Origin of the sequence: Streptomyces sp. NPDC058632 (assembly GCF_042717095.1) — a bacterium.
GTDB lineage: Bacteria > Actinomycetota > Actinomycetes > Streptomycetales > Streptomycetaceae > Streptomyces.
Genome location: NZ_JBHXQZ010000006.1, coordinates 93,775 through 114,268 on the forward strand (window position 1 = coordinate 93,775; position 20,494 = coordinate 114,268).

Consider the following 20,494-nt stretch of genomic DNA (forward strand, 5'->3'; position numbering starts at 1 on the left):
GAGTCGTACGTCCGAGCCGGGAGTCGTACGTCCGAGCCGGAAGGAGACACGGGATGGGCAGCGGCAGCCGTACCGCGCTGGTCGAGGATCTGATGGAGCGGTTCCCGCATGTGCCGCGCGAGGCCGTTTTCAAGGAGGACCTGCTCCGGGGCGGGGTCGCCTTCGATCCGTCCGCCCTCAGCGACAACGAGGGCGGTGAGGTCAAACCGAAGTCGTACTTCATCTTCTCCTTCGACCACGGCACGCTGCCCGAGCTGGGCGAAGCCGCGCTCCGGCGCCCGCCCGAGGAGATCATCCTCACCGGCGGCCCCTACGACCTGCGCCGCACCGTCGTCTCCGTGAGGGTGAACCCGGCCTCCCCCTACCGGGTCGCGGCGAACGAGGACGGGGTCCTCGGCCTCTACCTCGACGGGAAGCGCATCTCGGACGTCGGCGTGCCGCCGATGCCCGAGTACTACCGGCACACCCTCTCCAACGGGAAGTCCGTCATGGAGGTCGCTCCCACGATCCAGTGGGGCTACCTGATCTACCTGACCGTCTTCCGGGTCTGCCAGTACTTCGGCGCCAAGGAGGAGTGCCAGTACTGCGACATCAACCACAACTGGCGCCAGCACAAGGCGGCCGGCCGCCCCTACACCGGGGTCAAGGACGTCGAGGAGGTCCTCGAGGCGCTGGAGATCATCGACCGGTACGACACGGCGAAGGCGTCCACCGCCTACACGCTGACCGGCGGCGCGATCACCAAGACGGTCGCCGGCCGTGACGAGGCCGACTTCTACGGCCACTACGCCAAGGCCATCGAGGAGCGCTTCCCCGGCCGCTGGATCGGCAAGGTCGTCGCCCAGGCGCTGCCCAGGGACGACGTGCAGCGCTTCAAGGACTACGGCGTGCAGATCTACCATCCCAACTACGAGGTGTGGGACCGCCGCCTGTTCGAGCTGTACTGCCCCGGCAAGGAGCGCTACGTCGGCCGCGACGAGTGGCACAAGCGCATCCTGGACTCCGCGGACATCTTCGGCGCGCGCAACGTGATCCCGAACTTCGTGGCGGGCGTGGAGATGGCCGAGCCCTCCGGCTTCACCACGGTCGACGAGGCCATCGCCTCCACCACCGAGGGCCTGCGCTTCTTCATGTCGCACGGCATCACACCCCGCTTCACCACCTGGTGCCCCGAGCCGACGACCCCGCTGGGCAAGGCCAACCCGCAGGGCGCGCCGCTGGAGTACCACATCCGGCTGCTCGAGGCCTACCGCGCCACGATGGACGACTTCGGCCTGTCCTCACCCCCCGGCTACGGTGAGCCCGGACCGGGGCGCGCGGTGTTCTCCGTCAGCTCCTTCATGGACAGTCTCCCGGCGAAGGAGCCCGTCGAGGCGTGAGACGTGCGAGGGCCAAGAGCGCCTGAGCGGGAAACGGGAAAACAGGGAAGGCCGGAACCGAGACGTTCCGGCCTTCCTTGCGTATCCTCCGGCGGGAAGCGTGCGCGAGGGCGTGCACGCCTTCCGCCGTGCCGCCCAAAGCGGAGACAGTGCTTGTCAGTTGTGTCGAGATCGTGAAAAGCTCGTCCATCGCCCCGAGGGTTTCCCCAACTGCGCTTTCAGAATGGCGAGTTGACCTCGTTCGTGGATGCAGGAGACTCATGCCCGACCTGCCGGCCCCTCAGGACGCCACCGAGGCAGCATTGTTCTCCGAGTGCTGGGACGCGGTGCTCTCGTACGCCGATCTCTGCACGGCCGGCTCCACCGCCGCCGCGCAACTCGCGCGCGAGGCGTTCGCACAAGGCATACGGGAGGTGCGCGAGGCGGAGGCGAGCACCGTGCGCGGCACCGGTCGCCGCTCCTCCAGGCTGCCCCGAATACCCCTGCTGCTGGCCTCCGTTCGCACCACTGCCGCGGACTGGGAGGACACCGGACAGGGGCACCGGCTCGATCCTGACCTGCGGTTGTGGCTCCACTCGGACAAGGCCGCCCGCTACACCGGACCGCCGCTGAGCCGCCCGGTCGCCCTGCGTGGACTGCGCGATCTGCAGCAGGCCGACGCCGAACTCCTCTGGCTGGCCGAGGCGGAGTCCCTGCCGCTGCCCCTGGTGGCCCGCCGGCTCGGCCTCGACCCCGCCACCGCCGCGGACGAACTCACCCAGGTCCGCCGCCTGTTCCGGGACCGCTGCCACCGCAACCACCTCGACTCCCCGATGGACGCGGAGTGCCGCAGCTACGCCCGGCTGCTGGACGCCGTCACCCGCTCACCCGCCGCCGACACCCCCGACGACCTGTCCCGGCACCTCGCCCTCTGCGTGCAGTGCGCCGAGGCCGCGGCCTGCCTGCGGATGCACGGCGGCGGACTGCCCGTCGCGCTCACCGGCGGCGTCATCGGCTGGGGCGGCCTCGCCTACCTGGAGCGCCGCCGCCGCGCGGCCGAGGCGCGCCTCGGCCCCGGCCGCCCCGACGGACCCGGCGCGGGCCGAGCCCCGGCCGACGGATCGGACCGGGCGCGCGTCGTCCGCAACCGGCTGATGGTCGCCGTCGTCCTGGTGTCGGGAGTCGCACTCGCCGTCTCCCTGACACAGTTCGGCGGCGCGGAGGGAGACAGCGCGACCCGCCCCGACGCCGACCGCCAGGCGGTGGCCAACCCGGATCCGCACCCGCCCGCGGGCCCCGGCGCCGTTCCACCCGCCTCGGCCTCCGGCGCCGCACCCGGCGACGCTCACAAACCCCCCGCCGACGGACGCGCCCCGGACCGGCCGGCCCCCGACACCGACACCGACTCCGGCCCCCGCCCCGACCCCGAACCGCAGGGCAGCACCTCCGCCACGGCCCCCCCGCCCCGGACCACCGCGCCCGCCGGCGAACCGGCCGTCTGCCGGGCCACGTACGACCTGGGCAACCAGTGGCCCGACGGCTTCCAGGCCACCCTGACCGTCACCACGACAGCGCCCCTCGACTCCTGGCGCGTCACCTTCACCTTCCGGGACGGCCAGCGCGTGACCCAGATGTGGGACGCCGAAGCGAGCCAGAAGGGCTCCCGCGTCACCGCCACCCCCGCCGACTACAACAGGACGGTCCCCGCCGGCGGAAAACTGGCCTTCGGCTTCCTCGCCTCCTGGACCGGCAAGAACTCCCCGCCCGCCGACATCACCCTCAACGGTCACCCCTGCGCGACCGGATGACGCGGCCCGACGGCGCCCGTGCCGGGTGGCGGGGCGCGGGCGGGTGCGGAAAAGGAGTGGCCGTCCGGCTGATCGGCGCTTTACTCTGGGCGCGGAAGTGAGCAGGGCCGTCGGCTGCTGTCGCCGTTGGTGCGTGTGTGGTGAAAGGGAGGTGCGACCGATGACTGTCTCCGTGATGGGTGCTGTCTGCATCCGGACGTTCGTTCATCCCACCTCCGTGGCCCTCGGCTGACACCTCTTCTGCTGCCGCGCCTGTGATGCGCGGTGCCGGGGCCGCCCTTCGAAGGGTTTCCCTTGAACCTCTCTTCTTCTCTGTCCGTTTCCCCGCATCCTCTCGCTCCCTTCGGCTGGGACGAGGAATGGGAGGCCGGGTTCTTCCCGTACGGCGAGCAAGGGCTGCTGCCCGGCCGTGTGGTGCGGGTTGACCGTGGACAGTGCGATGTCGTCACCGGTGACGGGACCGTGCGGGCCGACACCGCGTTCGTCACTCCGCACGACCCCCTACGGGTCGTGTGCACCGGGGACTGGGCCGCCGTCGACCCGGACGGGGGCACGCCGAGGTATGTGCGGGCCTGCCTTCCGCGGCGTACCGCCTTCGTGCGGTCCACCTCGTCCAAGCGGTCCGAGGGGCAGATCCTCGCCGCCAACGTGGACCACGCCGTCATCGCCGTCTCGCTCGCCGTCGAGCTGGACCTGGCCCGGATCGAACGGTTCCTCGCGCTCGCCTGGGAGTCCGGGGCGCAGCCGGTGGTCGTGCTCACCAAGGCCGACCTCGTGCCGGACGCGGTGACGCTGGCGCACCTGGTCCAGGACGTGGAGACCAGCGCGCCCGGCGTGCCGGTGCTCGCCGTCAGTGCCCAGGACGGGGAAGGGCTCGATGTCCTCACCGCCATCGCCGCCGGTGGTACGTCCGTCCTGATCGGCCAGTCCGGCGCCGGCAAGTCCACCCTCGCCAACGCGCTCCTCGGCGAGGACGTCATGGACGTACGGGCCGCCCGCGACGTCGACGGCAAGGGCCGGCACACCACCACCACCCGCAACCTGCTCGCCCTCCCCGGCGGGGGCGTCCTCATCGACACCCCGGGCCTGCGGGGCGTCGGCCTCTGGGACGCCGGCCACGGTGTCGGCCAGGTGTTCTCCGAGATCGAGGAGTTCGCCGAGGGCTGCCGCTTCCACGACTGCGCCCACGAGAGCGAGCCGGGCTGTGCCGTCCTCGAGGCCGTCGGGAGCGGCGCCCTTCCGGAACGCCGCCTCGAGAGCTACCGCAAACTGCTCCGCGAGAACCGGCGCATCGTCGCCAAGACCGACGCACGCCTCCGCGCCGAGATCCGCAAGGACTGGAAACGGAAGGGGGCGATCGGCAGGGCCGCCATGGAGGCGAAGAGGGGCGGCAACAGCAGCCGGCGGTAACACCGGTCACAGGGTGCCTGCCCGAGCTCCGGCAGCGGCCGTCCGTCGACTCCCGGGCGGCCGCTCACCCTCCTGTGCCTTCATGTCCGATTTCCGCCAGCCGGACCCCTCCGGCCGGTGGAGACTGGACGGCGTGATGGACGAGGACAGCAGTTACGAGGCGGTGCGCAGCCGGGACGGACGGTTCGACGGGGCGTTCTTCTTCGCCGTCGGGACCACCGGGATCTACTGCCGTCCCAGCTGCCCCGCGGTCACGCCCAAGCGACGCAACGTGCGGTTCTTCCCGACCGCCGCCGCCGCGCAGGGCGCCGGGTTCCGGGCCTGCCGGCGGTGCCGTCCGGACGCCGTCCCCGGCTCCGCCGAGTGGAACGTACGCGCCGACGTCGTGGGCCGGGCCATGCGGCTGATCGCCGACGGCGTCGTCGACCGCGAAGGCGTCGCCGGACTGGCCGCACGGCTCGGCTACAGCGCCCGCCAGGTACAGCGCCAGCTCACCGGCGAACTCGGCGCCGGACCCGTCGCGCTCGCCCGGGCGCAACGCGCGCACACCGCGCGCGTGCTCCTGCAGACCACCACGCTCCCGGTCACCGGGATCGCCTTCGCCGCCGGGTTCGCCAGCGTGCGGCAGTTCAACGAGACCGTGCGGGCCGTGTACGCCGCCACGCCCAGTGAACTGCGTGCCGCCGCGCCACGGGGCGGCCGGCTCGACCACCGCACCGCCACCCCCGCCGCCGGTGTCCCCCTGCGCCTCGCCCACCGCGGCCCGTACCCGCCCGGACCCGTCTTCGACCTGCTGGAACGCGAGGCCGTCCCGGGCGTCGAGGACGTCACGGGCACCCCGGGCACCCGCACCTACCGGCGCACCCTCCGGCTTCCGTACGGCACCGGCATCACCGCCGTCGGCGAACACCCCGGCGCCGTCCGCACCGGCTCCGGAGCCCACCCCGGCGGCTGGCTCGACGCCCGGATCCACCTCACCGACCTCCGCGACCTGACCACCGCCGTACAGCGGCTGCGCCGCCTGTTCGACCTGGACGCGGACCCGTACGCCGTCGACGAACGGCTCGGCGCCGACGCGCGGCTCGCCCCGCTGGTCGCCGCCCGGCCGGGACTGCGCTCGCCGGGCACCGCAGACCCCGCCGAACTCGCCGTACGGGCCCTGGTGGGCCGCGACGAGGCCGCACGGCTGGTCCAGCGGTACGGCAAGACGCTCGACGCCCCCTGCGGCACCCTCACCCACCTCTTCCCCGAACCGGCCGTCCTCGCCGGAGCCGAACCCGGGGGCACCCTGGGCGCGCTCACCGCCGCCCTCGCCGACGGCGCCGTACGGCTCGACCCCGGCGCCGACCGGGACGAGGCCGCGGACACGCTGACCGGCGTTCCGGGCCTGGAGGCCCGTACCATCACCGAGATCCGCACCCGTGCGCTCGGCGACCCGGACGTGGCCCTGCCCGGCCCCGACCTGCCCGACAGCTGGCGCCCCTGGCGCTCATACGCCCTGAACCACCTGCGCGCGGCAGGGGAGTTGGAGTACTCATGAACACGACCACGACCACGATGGCGAACGGCGGCATGGCCGACACAGGCACGGACACGGACACGTACTGGACCAGGGTCGACAGCCCCCTCGGGCAACTGCTTCTCACCGCCGGCCCGGACGGGGCGCTGACCTCGCTCTCCGTGCCCGGGCAGAAGGGTGGGCGCAGTGTGCGGGAGGTCTGGCGGCAGGACCCGGGTCCGTTCCGTGCGGCCGAGGAGCAGCTCGCCGCGTACTTCGCCGGTGAGCTCAAGGACTTCCGGCTGCCGCTGCACACCGCGGGCACCCCCTTCCGGGAGAAGGTCTGGGCCGTGCTCGGTGACGTCCCCTACGGGGCGACCGTGTCGTACGGCGAGATCGCCGCGCGGATCGGCGCCCCCAGGGCCGCCGTACGGGCCGTCGGCGGGGCGATCGGCGCGAACCCGCTGCTGATCGTGCGCCCCTGCCACCGGGTGATCGGCGCCGACGGGACGCTGACCGGATACGCTGGCGGCCTGGACCGCAAGGTCCGCCTGCTCACCCACGAAGGAGCCCTGCGGCCGTAGCCGCGGACCGAGCGGCCGGCGGGTCATCTCCAGACGACCGTGACGAGCCATGCCGCCGTGATCAGCAGGCAGGCGAACAGTTCGGCCAGCACGCTCCAGCCACCCGAGCGCATCGCCGTACGTGTCGCCGTCACCGCTTCGCCGTGGCGGCCCAGGCGGACCCGCTCGCAGGTGTAGATCCCGGCCACGAAACCCGGGACCGCGCCCAGGACGGGCAACAGGGCGAAGCCCAGGAACGCCCCCGCGCCCGCGTACGCCAGCACCCGTCCGTCGACGCCGGCGGCCCGGAGCCGCCGGGGTGGCAGGGTCCAGCGGACCACCTGGGACAGGAGCAGGACGACCGTCGCGCCGACGAGCACCCACCATGCCACGGGCCGCGGGTCCTCCAGCGCCCACCACATGACCGCGGCCCACACCAGCCACGACCCCGGCACCCCGGGCAGCAGTACTCCGCACAGACCGAACAGGATCACCAGTCCGGTCAGCAGGAGATCCCACGCTCCCATCTGTCCAGGGTGCCGGAGGACGGTCGAAGGCGCAGACCAGGTACGGGGACCCGCACCGACCGTTCCTCCGGACCGAGCAGAAGTGAGTCTGCCCGGCCGCACGCCCCGAGCGGTCCTGGACGCTCCCCCACTGCCTCAAGGGCGCGGGAGGCACCCCCGGGTCACCGGCGTACTCGACCCCGGGGCGGCGACACGCATCCCGTGCGTGGTCCGATCCCGGGAGGCCGGCTCCCTGTACGGCCTGGGCACATGGATACGGCCGGAGGCGACGGGGAGGCCCTGAACCATCACTCCGGTGGAGCAGGGGCCCGCTCACCGGCGCCGTACCCGGCGTCCCGGATCGCACGACCACGTTGACCCGGACGGCCCAGGATGCCGCAAGCACGGAATCCGACCCTCACACGATCGAGTTGCACCACCCTGGTGCACGCCTCCCGGCAAGCAGTTGACGACCCCTCACATCGCACGGGAGTGCCCCGTACGTCCCGAGTGGCCGGTGTGCCGTATGCCGCGCGGCGCAGGGAACGGATTTTCCCATGCTCCGTTTTCATCGGGCCCGCGCGGTGGACAATTCAAGGTATGAGCGAGCAGGGGGGCCGGTCCACCGGTCACGAGGACGACTGGTGGGGGCAGTTGTACGACGGCGCCACAGGCGACACGGGCTCCGCGCCCGCGCCCGATTCCCTGGACGACCGCTTCGACTCCGCGGCCGACACGGTGAACGGGGGGACGCCCCGCACGCCGGAAGGGCCACCGCAGGCCTGGCCCCCGCCGGGCCGCACGACCTCGGTGACCGGCACCCCCGCGTTTCCCGCCCACGCGCCCCTCCCGCCCGTACCCCCGGCACCGCCCGCCGACGCACCACCCCCTGGCGCCCCACCCGACCCCACCCCCACCGACGCTCCCCCCGACCCCCGGGCCCCGCGCCTCGTCCCGCCCGCGGAGCCGCCGCCCCCGCCGCGCGGCCACGTGGGCTCCCGGCCGCCCACCTACGACGCCGAGCCCACCGCGCTGCCCGCCGCCGACCCCCACGAACTGGACGATCTGGTCCCGGACACCGTGCTCGACGGCGCCCAGTACGGGGCCTGCACCCTGCGGGCGGCCTCCGTACGCGGCGACTCCGCGCGGTACCGGGGCGAACTGCGGCGGGACGCCCTGCTGACCGCCCGGTTCGGCAGCGGGGACCGGGCCCTGGTGCTGGTGGCGGTCGCCACCGGCGTACGGGGCGCCCCCGGGGCACATCGCGCGGCCGCCGAGGCCTGTCGGTGGATCGGCAAGGCGGTGGGCCTCAGCCACGCCCGCCTGGCCGAGGACATCAGGGCAGGCCGGCGCGGCGACCTCAAGTCGGGGCTGCACCGCCTCACCGACCGCACCCTCGGCAGGCTCCGCGCGGGCGCCGCCGAGCAGGGCCTCGGACCCGAGGCCTACGCGGCCACCCTGCGCTGCCTGCTGCTGCCCGCCGACCCCGACTGCCGGACCCGCGTCTTCTTCGGCGTCGGCCACGGCGGACTGTTCCGGCTGCGGGAGGGGACGTGGCAGGACATCGAGCCGGAGGCCGCCGAGACCAGGGGCGGGGCCGTGCTCGGCTTCGGCTCGCCGCCCTCCGAGACCCCCGAGGGCGACCGGCTCACCATGGACCTCGGCATACCGGCACCCCCGAGCCCGTACGAGCCCGCCCCCGGCCCTTTGCGCGAACCCTTCCGTTTCCGTACGTCCGTCGCCCGCGAGGGTGACACCCTCCTGCTGTGCAGTCCCGGCCTCGCCGACCCGCTGCGCGGCGAGGAGGAACTCCGCGCCCACCTGGCCAGGCGGTGGTCCAGCCCCGGGCCGCCGGGCCTCGCCGCGTTCCTCGCCGACACCCAGGTACGGGTCAAGGGATACGCGGACGACCGTACGGCCGCCGCCGTCTGGGAGGCGTGAACGCGCCGGGTGTGCCTCCATGGAACCCGGACGGAGATCCGGGGGATTCACGGACACCGAAGGGGCACCTGGGAACCATGGCCAAACAGAACGTCGCGGAACAGTTCGTCGACATCCTGACCCGCGCGGGAGTCAAGCGCCTCTACGGCGTCGTCGGCGACAGCCTCAACCCCGTCGTCGACGCCGTGCGCCGCAACTCCGCCATCGACTGGGTCCACGTCCGGCACGAGGAGACCGCCGCCTTCGCCGCCAGTTCGGAGGCGCAGATCACCGGCGGTCTCGCCGCCTGCGCCGGCTCCTGCGGGCCCGGCAACCTCCACCTCATCAACGGGCTGTACGACGCCCACCGGTCCATGGCCCCGGTCCTCGCCCTCGCCTCGCACATCCCCTCCAGCGAGATCGGCCTCGGCTACTTCCAGGAGACCCATCCCGACCAGTTGTTCCGCGAATGCAGCCACTACAGCGAGATGATCTCCAACCCCCAGCAGATGCCCCGGCTGCTCCAGACCGCGATCCAGAACGCGGTCGGCCGCTCCGGCGTCAGCGTCGTCACCCTCCCCGGTGACATCGCCGACCATGCAGCCCCCGACCAGGCCGTCGAGACCGCCCTGGTCACCTCCCGCCCCTCGGTCCGCCCCGGCGACGCCGAGATCGACCGCCTGGTCGACATGATCGACTCGGCCGGGAAGGTCACCCTCTTCTGCGGCAGCGGCACCCAGGGCGCGCACGCCGAGGTCATGGAACTCGCCCAGAAGATCAAGTCCCCGGTCGGGCATGCCCTGCGCGGCAAGGAATGGATCCAGTACGACAACCCGTACGACGTCGGCATGAGCGGGCTGCTCGGATACGGCGCCGCCTACGAGGCCACCCACGAGTGCGACCTGCTGATCCTGCTCGGCACCGACTTCCCGTACAGCGCCTTCCTCCCCGACGACGTGAAGATCGTCCAGGTCGACGTGCGGCCCGAGCACCTCGGCCGGCGCTCGAAGCTGGACCTCGCGGTGTGGGGCGACGTGCGGGAGACGCTGCGCTGTCTGACCCCGAGGATCAAGGGCAAGGACGACCGCAGGTTCCTCGACCGGATGCTGAAGAAGCACGCGGACGCGCTGGAGGGGGTGGTGAAGGCATACACGCGCAAGGTGGAGAAGCACGTGCCGGTCCACCCCGAGTACGTGGCCTCCCTCCTGGACGAACTCGCCGACGACGACGCGGTGTTCACCGTGGACACCGGGATGTGCAACGTCTGGGCGGCCCGCTACATCTCGCCCAACGGCCGCCGCCGGGTCATCGGTTCGTTCTCGCACGGTTCGATGGCGAACGCGCTGCCGATGGCGATCGGGGCCCAGTTCGTCGACCAGGGGCGGCAGGTCGTGTCGATGTCCGGTGACGGCGGATTCGCCATGCTCATGGGGGACTTCCTCACCCTCGTCCAGTACGACCTGCCGGTGAAGGTCGTCGTCTTCAACAACTCCTCCCTCAGCATGGTCGAGTTGGAGATGCTGGTCGCCGGACTGCCCTCGCACGGCACCGCCACCAAGAACACGGACTTCGCCGCCGTCGCCCGCGCGTGCGGCGCGTACGGGGTGCGGGTGGAGAAGCCGAAGGACCTCGCCGGGGCACTCAAGTCCGCGTTCAAGCACAAGGGGCCGGCCCTCGTCGACGTCGTCACCGACCCCAACGCGCTGTCCATCCCGCCGAAGATCAAGGCCGAGATGGTGACCGGCTTCGCACTGTCCGCGTCGAAGATGGTGCTGGACGGCGGGGTCGGCCGGATGCTTCAGATGGCGCGCTCCAACCTGCGCAACATGCCGCGCCCGTAAGGGCGTTCAGCCGGTTCGGGGTGTCCAGCGGCGATTGGAGGTGTCGTACTCGTAGCGGGGCAGCCCCTCGATGCCGCTGGTGCGGAACGGACGGCCGCCGTCGTCGATCCGGACGGTGCCGGAGCGGCCGCCCGAGGACCAGTCCAGCTCCAGAAACCAGCGGCAGTCGCAGCCCGCGGTCGTGGCGGTCACCTCCAGCACCTCCGGATCCTCCGCGGAGACCCGGTAGGGCATACGGACCGCCGGGACCGGCGTACCGGCGTCGTTCCCGGCGACCGCGCGGGCGATCGGCCGGTCCTTGTCCAGGTCCACCGCGAAGTACCGCGGGGTGAGGGCGCCGCCGCAGCCCTGGTCCATGGCGTACGCGTTGCCCGGAGCGGGGTCGGTGCGGCCGGTCACCCGGACCCGCAGCGCCGTGAGGACGACCGCCGTGTCCGACGTCCCCTGTACGGACAGTTTCACGAGCGTCTCGCCCCCGTGCACCGCCGCCTGCGTCGCCGCCCAGGTACCGGCGTCCTGCGGGACCGGGGGCGGCGGCACCTGGGCGGGCGGCTTGGCGACGACGTAGTCGTGACCGCAGCCGTGCGCCCAGGCCTGGGAATCGACGGTCCAGGCGAGAGGCGTGCCGGCGGGCGCGGAGGAGCCCCCGGACGAGCCGCTGGAGGAGCCGCCCGAGGAGCCGTCGGAGCCGCTCCCCGCGGAACTTCCGAAGGTGCCGCCGGGAGCGGCCGGGCCGGACGGCTCACGCCCGGTTCCGGAGCCGTCCGGCGAGCGCTCCGGGCGTCCGGACGAGGCGGACGCGGAGGCGGGCGGCGACGGGGTACGCAGGCCCGGGGCCGTGGGGTCCACGAAGGCGGTCGGTAGGGAGTCGGCGGTGGCCCGGGAGGTGTCGTCGGGGGAGGAACGGTGGCCGTCCGGCAGCGCGGCCAGCGTGCCCACGGCGGCGAGTGACGCACATGCGACGGCCAGGACACCCGCGACGCGTTCGCGCCGGTACCAGGGGCGGGGGAGGGGGCGGCCGACCGGGGGACGAGGACCGGTGACGGCGCCCGCGTCCGGGGGCGTTCGACCGGTTCCGGGGGCGATCCCGGCAGCGGTGTCCGTGCCGGTCCCGGTGTCATCGTGGGCACCGGCACCGGCACCGTCGCCACTGAGCGCCTCTGCGGGACGGCTGTTCGTGGGCTCGGTGACCGGAGCCGGGGTGGCGGGCGGAGTGCCCACGGCCTCCGCCGCCGTCTCTCCCGCTCGTGGTCGTTGCCGTGCCGCGACGGCCAGGAGCCAGTGGCGGTGGAGGTCCAGGCGTTCCGCGCCCGAGGCCCCGCACAGGGCGGCGAAGCGTTCCACCGGAGCGAAGTCGAGGGGGACCGCCTCGCCCGCGCAGTAGCGGTGCAGCGTCGAGGTGTTCATGTCCAGGCGGCGGGCCAGCGAGCCGTAACTGCGGTCCGTACGTTCCTTCAGCTCCCGCAGCCGAGCCGCGAACTCCGCCACGTCGTCCTGTGTCGACACCTTCACCCCGCGCACACTCGTTGGACCGGACGGGCCCGGGACGGCATCCCAGGCACTCCATATACCTGCACGTCAGACGGGCTGGGATGGTTCCATGCCCGGGGAACGGCCACCGGCGCTTGCGCCTGCCACCCGGGACGGCGGATGCTCCTGGTGTCGCTCCGACGGCCACCGGACGGACCGTCCGGGCCATCCCGGCAGCACCCGCATCCAACCACGCACTCCTCACGGGGGACACCCATGCCCATGCGCACCCGGGCCGCCGCGCTCTCCGCCGTCACCGTCGCCGCACTCGCCGCCGTCACGTCGCTCACCGGGCCGGCCGGAGCCGCGCCGGCCGCGGACCCGGAGCCGAAGGAACAGCGGACGAAGGCCACCACACCCGCGTTCCTCGCGGCGTCCCAGCTTCCGCCGCACCCGTCGTCCGAGTGGACGGCGGGGCCCGTCACCGACGGCTTCCCGGTCGAGCTCGCCCACTGTCTGGGCGAGGACGGCGTCGCGGCCTACGACTACCGGCACCGGGTCTTCCACACCGAACTGGACACGGGCGCCGTGCAGGCCACGGTCGTGACGGGCTCGGCCGCCAAGGGCAAGGCGCTGGCCGCCCTGATCAACAAGAAGTTCCGTTCCTGTGCGGACCGCATCGAGCGGTCCGACCCGGAGATCCAGGCCGAGGGCCGGTACTACGGCTCGCTGCCGGTCGAGGAGGGCGCGCAGGTCCACGGGCTGCACACCAACGCCTCCTGGGGCGCCACCGACATCCACCTGCTGTCGGTGGGACGCGACGGCAGGACGGTCACCATCGTGAGCTGGGGGCAGATGGGCGACTTCGGCAACGCCCCGGTGGCCGCCTTCAAGAAGACGACGACCCTGGCCGTCGACAAGCTGTACTGACACCGGCGCCCGGAAGGCCACTGTCCGAAAGGGCACGGCCCGGAAGGGCATGGTCCGCAACGCACCGCACGACCACCGCGAACCCGGGGTCGTCCTCTCGCCACGGGGGTCGGGAGGACGGCCCCGCACACGTGGGTGGCCGTTGAAGTTCGGCCAATGTCCGGCCTTGAAGACGCCTTACGACCGCCGCATGACTGCCGCGTGGGTGACAGGGCATGGATTCCCCTGGACGTGTTCGAGCCGCAGGGGGAATCGACACCGGAACGTGGGCGGGGGCCATGAGAAGGCAGGCACAAGGGGGTCGTCCCGGCACGGCGGGGACCGGCTCGGCGACGACCGTGGACGGGACGGCCGACGGGGACGCGGAGCAGGCGCCGGCAGCGGCCCAGCTGCGACGTCGGCTGGGGCGCGCGGACCTGCGGGCGGTACCCGAGTCCCGCCACGACCTACGACAACTGCTCAGGCACTGGGGAAGGCCCGGACAGTCGGAGACGGCGGAGCTCCTCACCACCGAGCTCGTCACCAACGCGCTGATCCACACCGACCGGGCGGCGGTCCTGACGGCCACCGTCGGACCCCGTGGACTACGGGTCGAGGTACGGGACTTCGTGGACCACGAACCCCGGCCGCGGGTACCGGCCGCCGACGACGGTACGCACGGCCGTGGACTGGTCCTGGTCGAGTCCCTCGCCGACGCGTGGGGGATCAGGGCACACGGGGTGGGCAAGGCGGTCTGGTTCGAACTCGAAGCAAACGCCGCCTGACACCGGCGCCCTCGACGGGACGGGGTACGGCCCGTGCGGCCGTGCCCCGTCCCGTGCGGTGCCCCTCCCGTCCGCGTCAGCCGAACTGCTGCTCCAGGTCCTTGAGCTTGCGCTCGAGGGAGTCCAGACGCGGCAGCGCCTGCGTGTCGTCCTCCGCGGTGAGGTCGACCGTCATCGGATCGGAATGACCGCGTACCGGCTGCAGGGACGGACGCGAGCGGACGGGCAGGACGGCCTCCGGCGCCGCTATGGCAGGCTCCTTGGTCACCGCGTCGTCCGCCCGCTCCACCGTCGGGGCCTCCATGGGGTGGCCACCGCCGCCCACGAGAGCGCGGTGGCCCCGGCTGATGGCCTTCAGCCGCGCCCGCTCCACCCGCTCCTGGCCGCGCCGGCGCCGGCGTGTCTCGTCCTTCTGGCGCTGGTCCTCGCGGACCTCCTCGACCGCCTCCTCGAGGCTGCGCACGCCCTCCAGCAGCATCAGCGACCAGGCACGGTAGGTCTCCCGGGGAGCCCGCAGCCAGCGGACGATGCGGATCTGCGGCAACGGACGAGGCACCAGACCCTGTTCGCGCAGAGCGGCCCGGCGGGTCTGCTTCAGCGCGCGGTCGAACAGCACGGCCGCCGACAGGGACATACCCGCGAAGAAGTGCGGAGCGCCCGCGTGCCCTATGCCCCGGGGAGCGTGCACCCAGTTGAACCAGGCCGCGGCGAACGCGAAGGTCCACACGAGTATGCGGGAGCCGAGCGCCGCGTCACCGTGGCTGGCCTCGCGCACGGCGAGCACCGAGCAGAACATCGCCGCGCCGTCCAGACCGAAGGGCACGAGGTACTGCCAGCCGCCGGACAGGCCGAGGTTCTGCTCGCCGAAGCCGACCAGACCGTGGAAGGAGAGCGCGGCCGCCACCGCGGCACAGCAGAACAACAGGATGTAGGAGACCGTGCCGTACAGAGCCTCCTTGCGCCTGCGGCGCTCCTCGCTGCGCTCCCACGAGTCGTCCGCGCTCGTGTCCTTGACCGAGGAGCGCTTGCCGCGCGCGAGCACCGCCACCGCCGCCAGCATGCCCAGGAGCAGCACGGCGCCCGGAAGCAGCCAATTCAGCGATATGTCGGTCAGTCTCATCTAGGGGTCCCTTGCATTGGGATAGGGCGTAACGCCCGCCATAGTGGCCCAATCCCGCCGTCCCTCCGGGGATTTCGGGGCAAGTGGCCGCCATCGAAGTGCGAGGGGATGCCCAGGGCGCCGTTCTGCTCGAACTGACGCGTGAGGGGCGAGAGTTGGGTTCGAATGAGATTACCCGTACGGGTGGTTCGGTGGATACACCTTGCGGCAGGCGAGGGAATCGTGAAGACCCTGTGACCTTCGTGGTGGTGCGAAACCGGGCGTGCTCAGGGGCGTGCGGAGGGGCAGGCGAGTGACGCGAAGTCAACTCGCCTTCGCCACCGCCATGACGGCGTCTTCGGTGGGCATGCTGATGACCTTGCCGGTGGCCGCCCCTTCGCTCGCCCTTCCGTTCGGCTTTCCGGCGCCGCAGGTGCGCGGGCAGTTGGCGCAGGTGTCGTCGGGGCGCAGGGTGTAGAACATGCAGCAGCTGATCCGGTCCCGGGTGTGCGAGGCCTCGCCGCCGGGCCCGGTGACCGGGCGGAAACCCGCCGCGCCGACGTACGGCTTGGTGGCGCCCGGCAGCAGCAGTTCCAGCTCCCGCAGGGCCCGCTCCTCCTCGCCGAGCAGCTGCCCGACGTACCGCAGGCTCTCCACGATCTCGTCGGTCGCCATGCCCCACAGGGCGCGGCCGCGACGGCGCATCCTCGGGCCGAAGCCCGTCAGGACGGGTTCGAGGTGCTCGGCGACGGCGGCGCGCACCTCGGTGCGCAGGGCCTCCTCGTCCGGGACCACGCGGGCGCCGGGCAGTGCGGCCGCAGGGTCGTCCGGAAGGCAGGCGAACGTGTCGGGGCGTACGGCCATGCGGCCCACGGCGAGTCCGGCGGCGGCGCGGTCGAAGGAGACGTGGGTCACGGGGTAACGGGGCACGCGGCGGTGCAGGAACCACGGCACGGTGATCAGCAGGCAGGCGGGCCAGGCGTAGCGGTGCAGGCCGAAGCTGGCGACCACGTCGGGGCGGCCCTGCTGTCCGTAGTCCCGCAGCACCTGAGTCTCGTCCCAGGACAGGAAGGCGTCCAGGGCGGAGCCGCTGTCGCCCTCGGCGAGCGCGTCGGCGGACACCCAGGCGCCGCCCCGGGGGGTTTCCTCGTCGGTGGCGAGTTCCGTGACGGCGAGCGCCGGGAAGGCCTCCGCCAGGCGGGCGTACGCGTCCGCGACGGCCGAACCGGTCGCTGCCATGGGGCCACCCCTTCACGTGTCGCAGAACCGACCCGACGCCGAGCCAGTAAAGGTAAGCCTCACCTTACCCAAGATCCTCGAGATGTGAACCGGGGGGCCCGTGCCCGTATGGTGCTTGACGAGCGACTGACAAGCCGCCGTAATGACCTCAAGTACCGAAACGTCCCGAGGAGGACCCCGTGAGGCAGGGCACGAAGGGCTTCCCAGGGGCAGGTGGCACCGGGACCGGACGGGACGGCGCGGGGCCGGGCACGGGTGCGGGCAGGGCCAGGGCGCCCGGCCGGTCCGGCGTACGGGGCGGGGGGGCCGACGCCGCACCCGGCCGGGACGACGCCGTGCGCGGTGAGCACACCCACGGTGAGCCGGCCGCCGTCCTTCCCCGTCCCCGGACGCCCGTCCAGCGGTCCTCCGTGCGCGGGCAGATCCTCGCCGCGCTGCGCACCGCGCTGGTGACGGGCGACCTGCGGCCCGGCGCGGTGTACTCCGCGCCGGTGCTGGCCGAGCGGTTCGGGGTCTCCGCGACACCCGTCCGGGAAGCCATGCAGCAACTCACCCTCGAGGGCGCGGTCGAGGTCGTGCCCAACCGGGGCTTCAGGGTCGTCGAGCGGGGCGACCGGGAGCTCGCCGAACTGGCCGAGGTCCGGGCACTGATCGAGGTCCCGGTGGTGCTGCGGCTGGCCGGTACGGTGCCCGCCGAGCGCTGGGCGGAACTGCGCCCCCTCGCCGAGGCCACCATCCGCGCCGCCTCCTCCGGCTGCCGGGCCACGTACGCCGAGTCCGACCGCGCCTTCCACCGCGCGGTGCTCGCCCTCGCGGGCAACGAACAACTGGTCCGCATCGCCGAGGACCTCCACCGCCGCGCCCAGTGGCCCCTGGTCGGCACCGCCCCCGGCCCCCTCGGCCGGGCGGGGCTGGTGGCCGACGCCCACCAGCACACGACCCTGCTGGACGCGCTGATCGCGGGCGACCGGGACGCGGTGCGGTCACTGGTGGGGGAGCACTTCACCGGCGCGGCCCGAAGCACGGCGGCCCCGCCGCACCCCGGCACGCGGTAGCGGGGCCGCAGCCGCGGGCGTTCCTACGCCGTCGCCGCTCCCGGGGCCGGTGGGGCCAGCTGGCGGGACAGCCAGGTGGGGACGCCCCCGAGCAGGCGCAGCAGCCGGCGGGCCTCCTCGCGCAGCCGGGACGCCTCCGGCTCGGCCTCCGTGTCGGCGAGGGAGGCCAGGGCCGGGGCCGTGCCGACCAGGTAGCCCAACTCCTCACGGATCCGCAGCGATTCGGCGAAGCCGTGCCGCGCCTCCGCCAACTCTCCCTCCCGCAGGGCGAGTCCGGCGAGGTGACGCCAGGTGCCGGAGAGCAGCAGTGGGTCGGCGTGCGCGGTGGCGCCCGCGTGGGCGCGGCGGTACGCGGCCCGCGCCGACTGCGGGGAGCGGGCCAGGTTCTCGGCGATCAGCCCGCGCCGGAAGTCCAGCAGCGCCCGCGCCGGGGCCCCCGGAGGGATCAGCGCCGCCGCGCGCCCGAGCGCGGCCCGCGCCTCGTCGGCCCGGTCGCGCACCGCGAGCAGGGTGGCGGCGTAGGCCAGGTACCCGCGTTCACAAGCGGCGGCACCCCGTTCGTCGTCGGTGTCGGCCAGCGCCTCGGCCGTCCGCAGCGCGTCCTCGGCCTCGCCCCAGCCCGTCTCCGTGTACAGGCACCGCTCCACCAGGAGCGACGACCGCTGCAGCGCCGCGGCCGGGGTGTCCGGGGTGAGCAGGGCGGCGGCGTCGGCCCAGCAGGCGCGTGAGCGCAACCGCCATACCGCGGTCTGGAGGGGATCGTCACCAGCGGTCGTTCCGTTACCAGACATGGCGGTGTGCGCCACGTTGCCCTCCCCGAGCACGCCATCGAGCTGTTGAGTGGTGGCCGCATCTCAGCACGAACAACGGGGCCGGGCCAAGAGGGTGGGTGAAGGATTTCACAAAGTCGTGGATCAACGGACCCGAACGGTGGACCGTCCGACGGCGCCCGCGACTCCCCACCGGCGCACACCCCCACCACGCGCCACCCCCACCACGCGAACGCCGGCCGGCCGCTCGGCCGTCAGCTCATGCGGAGGGCCAGGAAGAAGTCCAGCTTGTCCTCCAGGCGGGACAGGTCGCGGCCCGTCAGCTGCTCGATGCGCCCCACCCGGTACCGCAGCGTGTTGACGTGCAGGTGCAGCCGGGCGGCGCAGCGGGTCCAGGAGCCGTCGCAGTCCAGGAAGGCCTCCAGCGTGGGGATCAGCTCGGCGCGGTGGCGCCGGTCGTAGTCCCGCAGCGGGTCCAGGAGACGTGCGGTGAAGGCCCGCCGTACGTCGTCGGGGACGAACGGGAGCAGCAGGACGTGCGAGGCCAGCTCGTGGTGGCCGGCCGCGCAGACCCGGCCCGGCCGCGCCGCGGCCACGCGCCGCGCGTGCCGCGCCTCCTCCAGGGCCCCGCGCAGCCCCTCCGCCGAGTGCACGGCCGCGCTGACCCCGAGGGTGAGCCGCCCGTCGCCGTCCAGACCGGCCGTCAGCGGCTCCCGTACGGACTCCAGCAGGGCGTCGGCGAGAAGCCCCCGCCCGTCGGCGCTGTCGTGCTCGCTCGCCACCGCGGGCAGCGGGACGAGCGCGACCGCCTCGTCCCCGGTGTACGCCACCGCGATCCGGTCGGAGTGCTCGGGTCCCGTCGACGCCGGGTCGACCAGGATCTCCTCGAGCAGCGTCTGCGCCGCCGCCCCGCCTCCGGACCCACCGCCGTCCCAGTCGACCCGCGCGACGACCACCTGCCAGTGCGGCGCGGCCCCGAGACCGGGCACCAGCACCGGCGCCGCCACCCGCAGCCGGGCCGCAACCTCGGCCGGCGCCGCGCCCGCCCGCACCAGCTCCAGCACCTCCTGCGCGAGCCGGCGCCGTACCGTGCGCGCCGCGTTCCGGCGGTCGCGCTCGACCGCGATCAGCTGGGTGACCCCGTACAGCAGGTCCAGCCGCTCCTCGGCCCAGTCCCCGGCGTCCGCCTCGACCACCAGCAGCCAGTCCGACAGCACCGTCTCCCGGCCGTCCCGCACCTCCGGGGAGGCCGGTGCGCCGTGCCCGCCGTGCCCGCCGTGCCCGCCGTGCGCGGCCTGCGGGGTCTGCGGGGCGGCCGCCACCGCCGGACCCGCGGGTCCGCCGCCGCGCACCGGGAAGAGGCTGTACGTCGTCCGGTCGTCCACGGTCACCCGGTGCGGTCCGGGGCGGCCGCCGCGGGCGGCCGCCAGCTGCTCCGCCGCGAGCCGCACGCACACGTCGTAGGGCAGCCGCGGCCCCGCCTTCGGACCGGCGATCAGCCGCCCGGTCGGCGAGAGCACCCACGCCCGCAGGTCCAGGTCGGTGCCGAGCAGGTCGAGCACCACGTCCGGGCCGCCGCCCGCCGGGCCCGACGTCATCAGCCGCCGATGCCGGTCCACCACGGCCGCGAGGTCCCCGGCCCGTTCGCCGGACACCTGCCGTACGACATGTTCGGTGACCGTCGCGAAGGCCACCGACTCGTGCACCGCGAACAGCGGCAGCCGGTGCCGCGCACAGGCCACGACCAGGTCGTCCGGGACGGTGCCCAGCTCCGCCTCGCCGGCCGCCAGGGCGACGACCCCCGCCTGCACCAGACGCCGTACGAACGGCTCGGAGTCGGCGGCGTCCCGGCGCCAGGCCAGACCGGAGAGCACGAGTTCCCCGCCGGAGAGATAGCGGCTGGGGTCCCTCAGGTCGGTGGTCATCACCCCGTGCACGGTGCGGTCCAGCTCGTCCTCGCCGCCGAGCAGCGCGAGCCCCAGCGCGTCGGTCTCCAGCAGTGCGCGCAGCCGCATTCTCGTCGCCGCCGTTCCCTGTCTCGATGTGTACCGATGTCTACGATGGGCTTGTGGAGGGCCCACCCGGAGGCCGTGGAAGGTCCGCGAAGGGCCTTTCCCGCAGCGCCCGGGTGAGTGGCCGATCCGGCACGGTCGGCCGTCCCCCGGACTGTGTACTCCGTCTCTTCCGTGTCCGTTGTTTCCGGAGGAAGACAAGGAGGTGACCGAGGTCCTCTTTTCATATGAATCTACAAGATGCCCCTGCT

The 20,494-nt window shown here is 73.4% G+C and carries 16 protein-coding genes; 10 read left to right on the forward strand and 6 right to left on the reverse strand.

From position 1 onward, the window contains the following. The first annotated feature begins 53 nt into the window (after nt 1-53). From ACFWVE_RS04525 to ACFWVE_RS04545, 5 genes are all read left to right on the forward strand, one after another. Nucleotides 54-1,379 (forward strand): radical SAM protein, encoded by a 1,326-nt coding sequence (locus ACFWVE_RS04525; RefSeq protein WP_384008134.1) that lies wholly within the window; start codon nt 54-56, stop codon nt 1,377-1,379. Nucleotides 1,380-1,639: 260 nt separating this feature from the next. After that, the gene (locus tag ACFWVE_RS04530) at nt 1,640-3,166 is read left to right on the forward strand and encodes a cellulose binding domain-containing protein (protein ID WP_384008136.1); all 1,527 of its coding nucleotides are present in this window, start codon (nt 1,640-1,642) and stop codon (nt 3,164-3,166) included. 294 nt (nt 3,167-3,460) lie between these two features. After that, a complete protein-coding gene (gene rsgA / locus ACFWVE_RS04535; protein WP_384008138.1) occupies nt 3,461-4,576 on the forward strand; it encodes a ribosome small subunit-dependent GTPase A in 1,116 nt (371 codons plus the stop codon). 136 nt (nt 4,577-4,712) lie between these two features. Then, nucleotides 4,713-6,116 carry a bifunctional transcriptional activator/DNA repair enzyme AdaA gene (locus ACFWVE_RS04540; RefSeq protein ID WP_384008182.1) on the forward strand — a complete coding sequence of 468 codons (1,404 nt, stop codon included), beginning with the start codon at nt 4,713-4,715 and terminating at the stop codon, nt 6,114-6,116. Continuing rightward, nucleotides 6,113-6,658 (forward strand): methylated-DNA--[protein]-cysteine S-methyltransferase, encoded by a 546-nt coding sequence (locus ACFWVE_RS04545; RefSeq protein ID WP_384008140.1) that lies wholly within the window; start codon nt 6,113-6,115, stop codon nt 6,656-6,658. Before ACFWVE_RS04540 ends, ACFWVE_RS04545 begins: the two co-directional genes overlap by 4 nt. 23 nt (nt 6,659-6,681) lie before the next feature. On the opposite strand, the gene ACFWVE_RS04550 is transcribed toward ACFWVE_RS04545, so the two are convergent. Beyond that, nucleotides 6,682-7,164: a DUF456 domain-containing protein gene (locus ACFWVE_RS04550; RefSeq protein WP_384008142.1), complete on the reverse strand. Its 483-nt coding sequence runs from the start codon at nt 7,162-7,164 to the stop codon at nt 6,682-6,684. 579 nt (nt 7,165-7,743) lie between these two features. Between ACFWVE_RS04550 and ACFWVE_RS04555 the strand changes: the two genes are divergently transcribed. Both ACFWVE_RS04555 and ACFWVE_RS04560 read left to right on the forward strand, forming a co-directional pair. Next, nucleotides 7,744-9,084 (forward strand): protein phosphatase 2C domain-containing protein, encoded by a 1,341-nt coding sequence (locus ACFWVE_RS04555; protein WP_384008144.1) that lies wholly within the window; start codon nt 7,744-7,746, stop codon nt 9,082-9,084. 77 nt (nt 9,085-9,161) lie between these two features. After that, nucleotides 9,162-10,904 (forward strand): pyruvate dehydrogenase, encoded by a 1,743-nt coding sequence (locus tag ACFWVE_RS04560; protein WP_384008146.1) that lies wholly within the window; start codon nt 9,162-9,164, stop codon nt 10,902-10,904. Nucleotides 10,905-10,910: 6 nt separating this feature from the next. On the opposite strand, the gene ACFWVE_RS04565 is transcribed toward ACFWVE_RS04560, so the two are convergent. After that, nucleotides 10,911-12,410 (reverse strand): helix-turn-helix domain-containing protein, encoded by a 1,500-nt coding sequence (locus ACFWVE_RS04565; protein ID WP_384008184.1) that lies wholly within the window; start codon nt 12,408-12,410, stop codon nt 10,911-10,913. A 240-nt stretch (nt 12,411-12,650) separates the two neighbouring features. Here ACFWVE_RS04565 and ACFWVE_RS04570 point away from each other — a divergent pair, with 240 nt between their 5' ends. Beyond that, nucleotides 12,651-13,304 carry a hypothetical protein gene (locus ACFWVE_RS04570; RefSeq protein ID WP_384008148.1) on the forward strand — a complete coding sequence of 218 codons (654 nt, stop codon included), beginning with the start codon at nt 12,651-12,653 and terminating at the stop codon, nt 13,302-13,304. Nucleotides 13,305-13,582: 278 nt separating this feature from the next. Further along, nucleotides 13,583-14,068 (forward strand): ATP-binding protein, encoded by a 486-nt coding sequence (locus tag ACFWVE_RS04575; protein ID WP_384008150.1) that lies wholly within the window; start codon nt 13,583-13,585, stop codon nt 14,066-14,068. A 76-nt stretch (nt 14,069-14,144) separates the two neighbouring features. Here ACFWVE_RS04575 and ACFWVE_RS04580 read toward each other — a convergent pair whose 3' ends face one another. Continuing rightward, complete coding sequence (locus ACFWVE_RS04580) at nt 14,145-15,188, reverse strand: DUF2637 domain-containing protein (RefSeq protein ID WP_384008152.1); 1,044 nt, start codon at nt 15,186-15,188, stop codon at nt 14,145-14,147. A gap of 303 nt (nt 15,189-15,491) precedes the next feature. Then, nucleotides 15,492-16,406 carry a (2Fe-2S)-binding protein gene (locus tag ACFWVE_RS04585; RefSeq protein ID WP_384008154.1) on the reverse strand — a complete coding sequence of 305 codons (915 nt, stop codon included), beginning with the start codon at nt 16,404-16,406 and terminating at the stop codon, nt 15,492-15,494. 179 nt (nt 16,407-16,585) lie between these two features. Between ACFWVE_RS04585 and ACFWVE_RS04590 the strand changes: the two genes are divergently transcribed. Beyond that, on the forward strand, nt 16,586-17,461 hold the full coding sequence (locus ACFWVE_RS04590; RefSeq protein WP_384008156.1) for an FCD domain-containing protein: 876 nt from the start codon (nt 16,586-16,588) through the stop codon (nt 17,459-17,461). Between the two features lie 23 nt (nt 17,462-17,484). Here the strand turns inward: ACFWVE_RS04590 and ACFWVE_RS04595 are convergent, their stop codons facing one another. Both ACFWVE_RS04595 and ACFWVE_RS04600 read right to left on the reverse strand, forming a co-directional pair. Then, the gene (locus ACFWVE_RS04595; RefSeq protein ID WP_384008158.1) at nt 17,485-18,252 is read right to left on the reverse strand and encodes a hypothetical protein; all 768 of its coding nucleotides are present in this window, start codon (nt 18,250-18,252) and stop codon (nt 17,485-17,487) included. A 233-nt stretch (nt 18,253-18,485) separates the two neighbouring features. After that, nucleotides 18,486-20,246 carry a PucR family transcriptional regulator gene (locus tag ACFWVE_RS04600; protein WP_384008160.1) on the reverse strand — a complete coding sequence of 587 codons (1,761 nt, stop codon included), beginning with the start codon at nt 20,244-20,246 and terminating at the stop codon, nt 18,486-18,488. Nucleotides 20,247-20,494 lie beyond the last annotated feature (248 nt).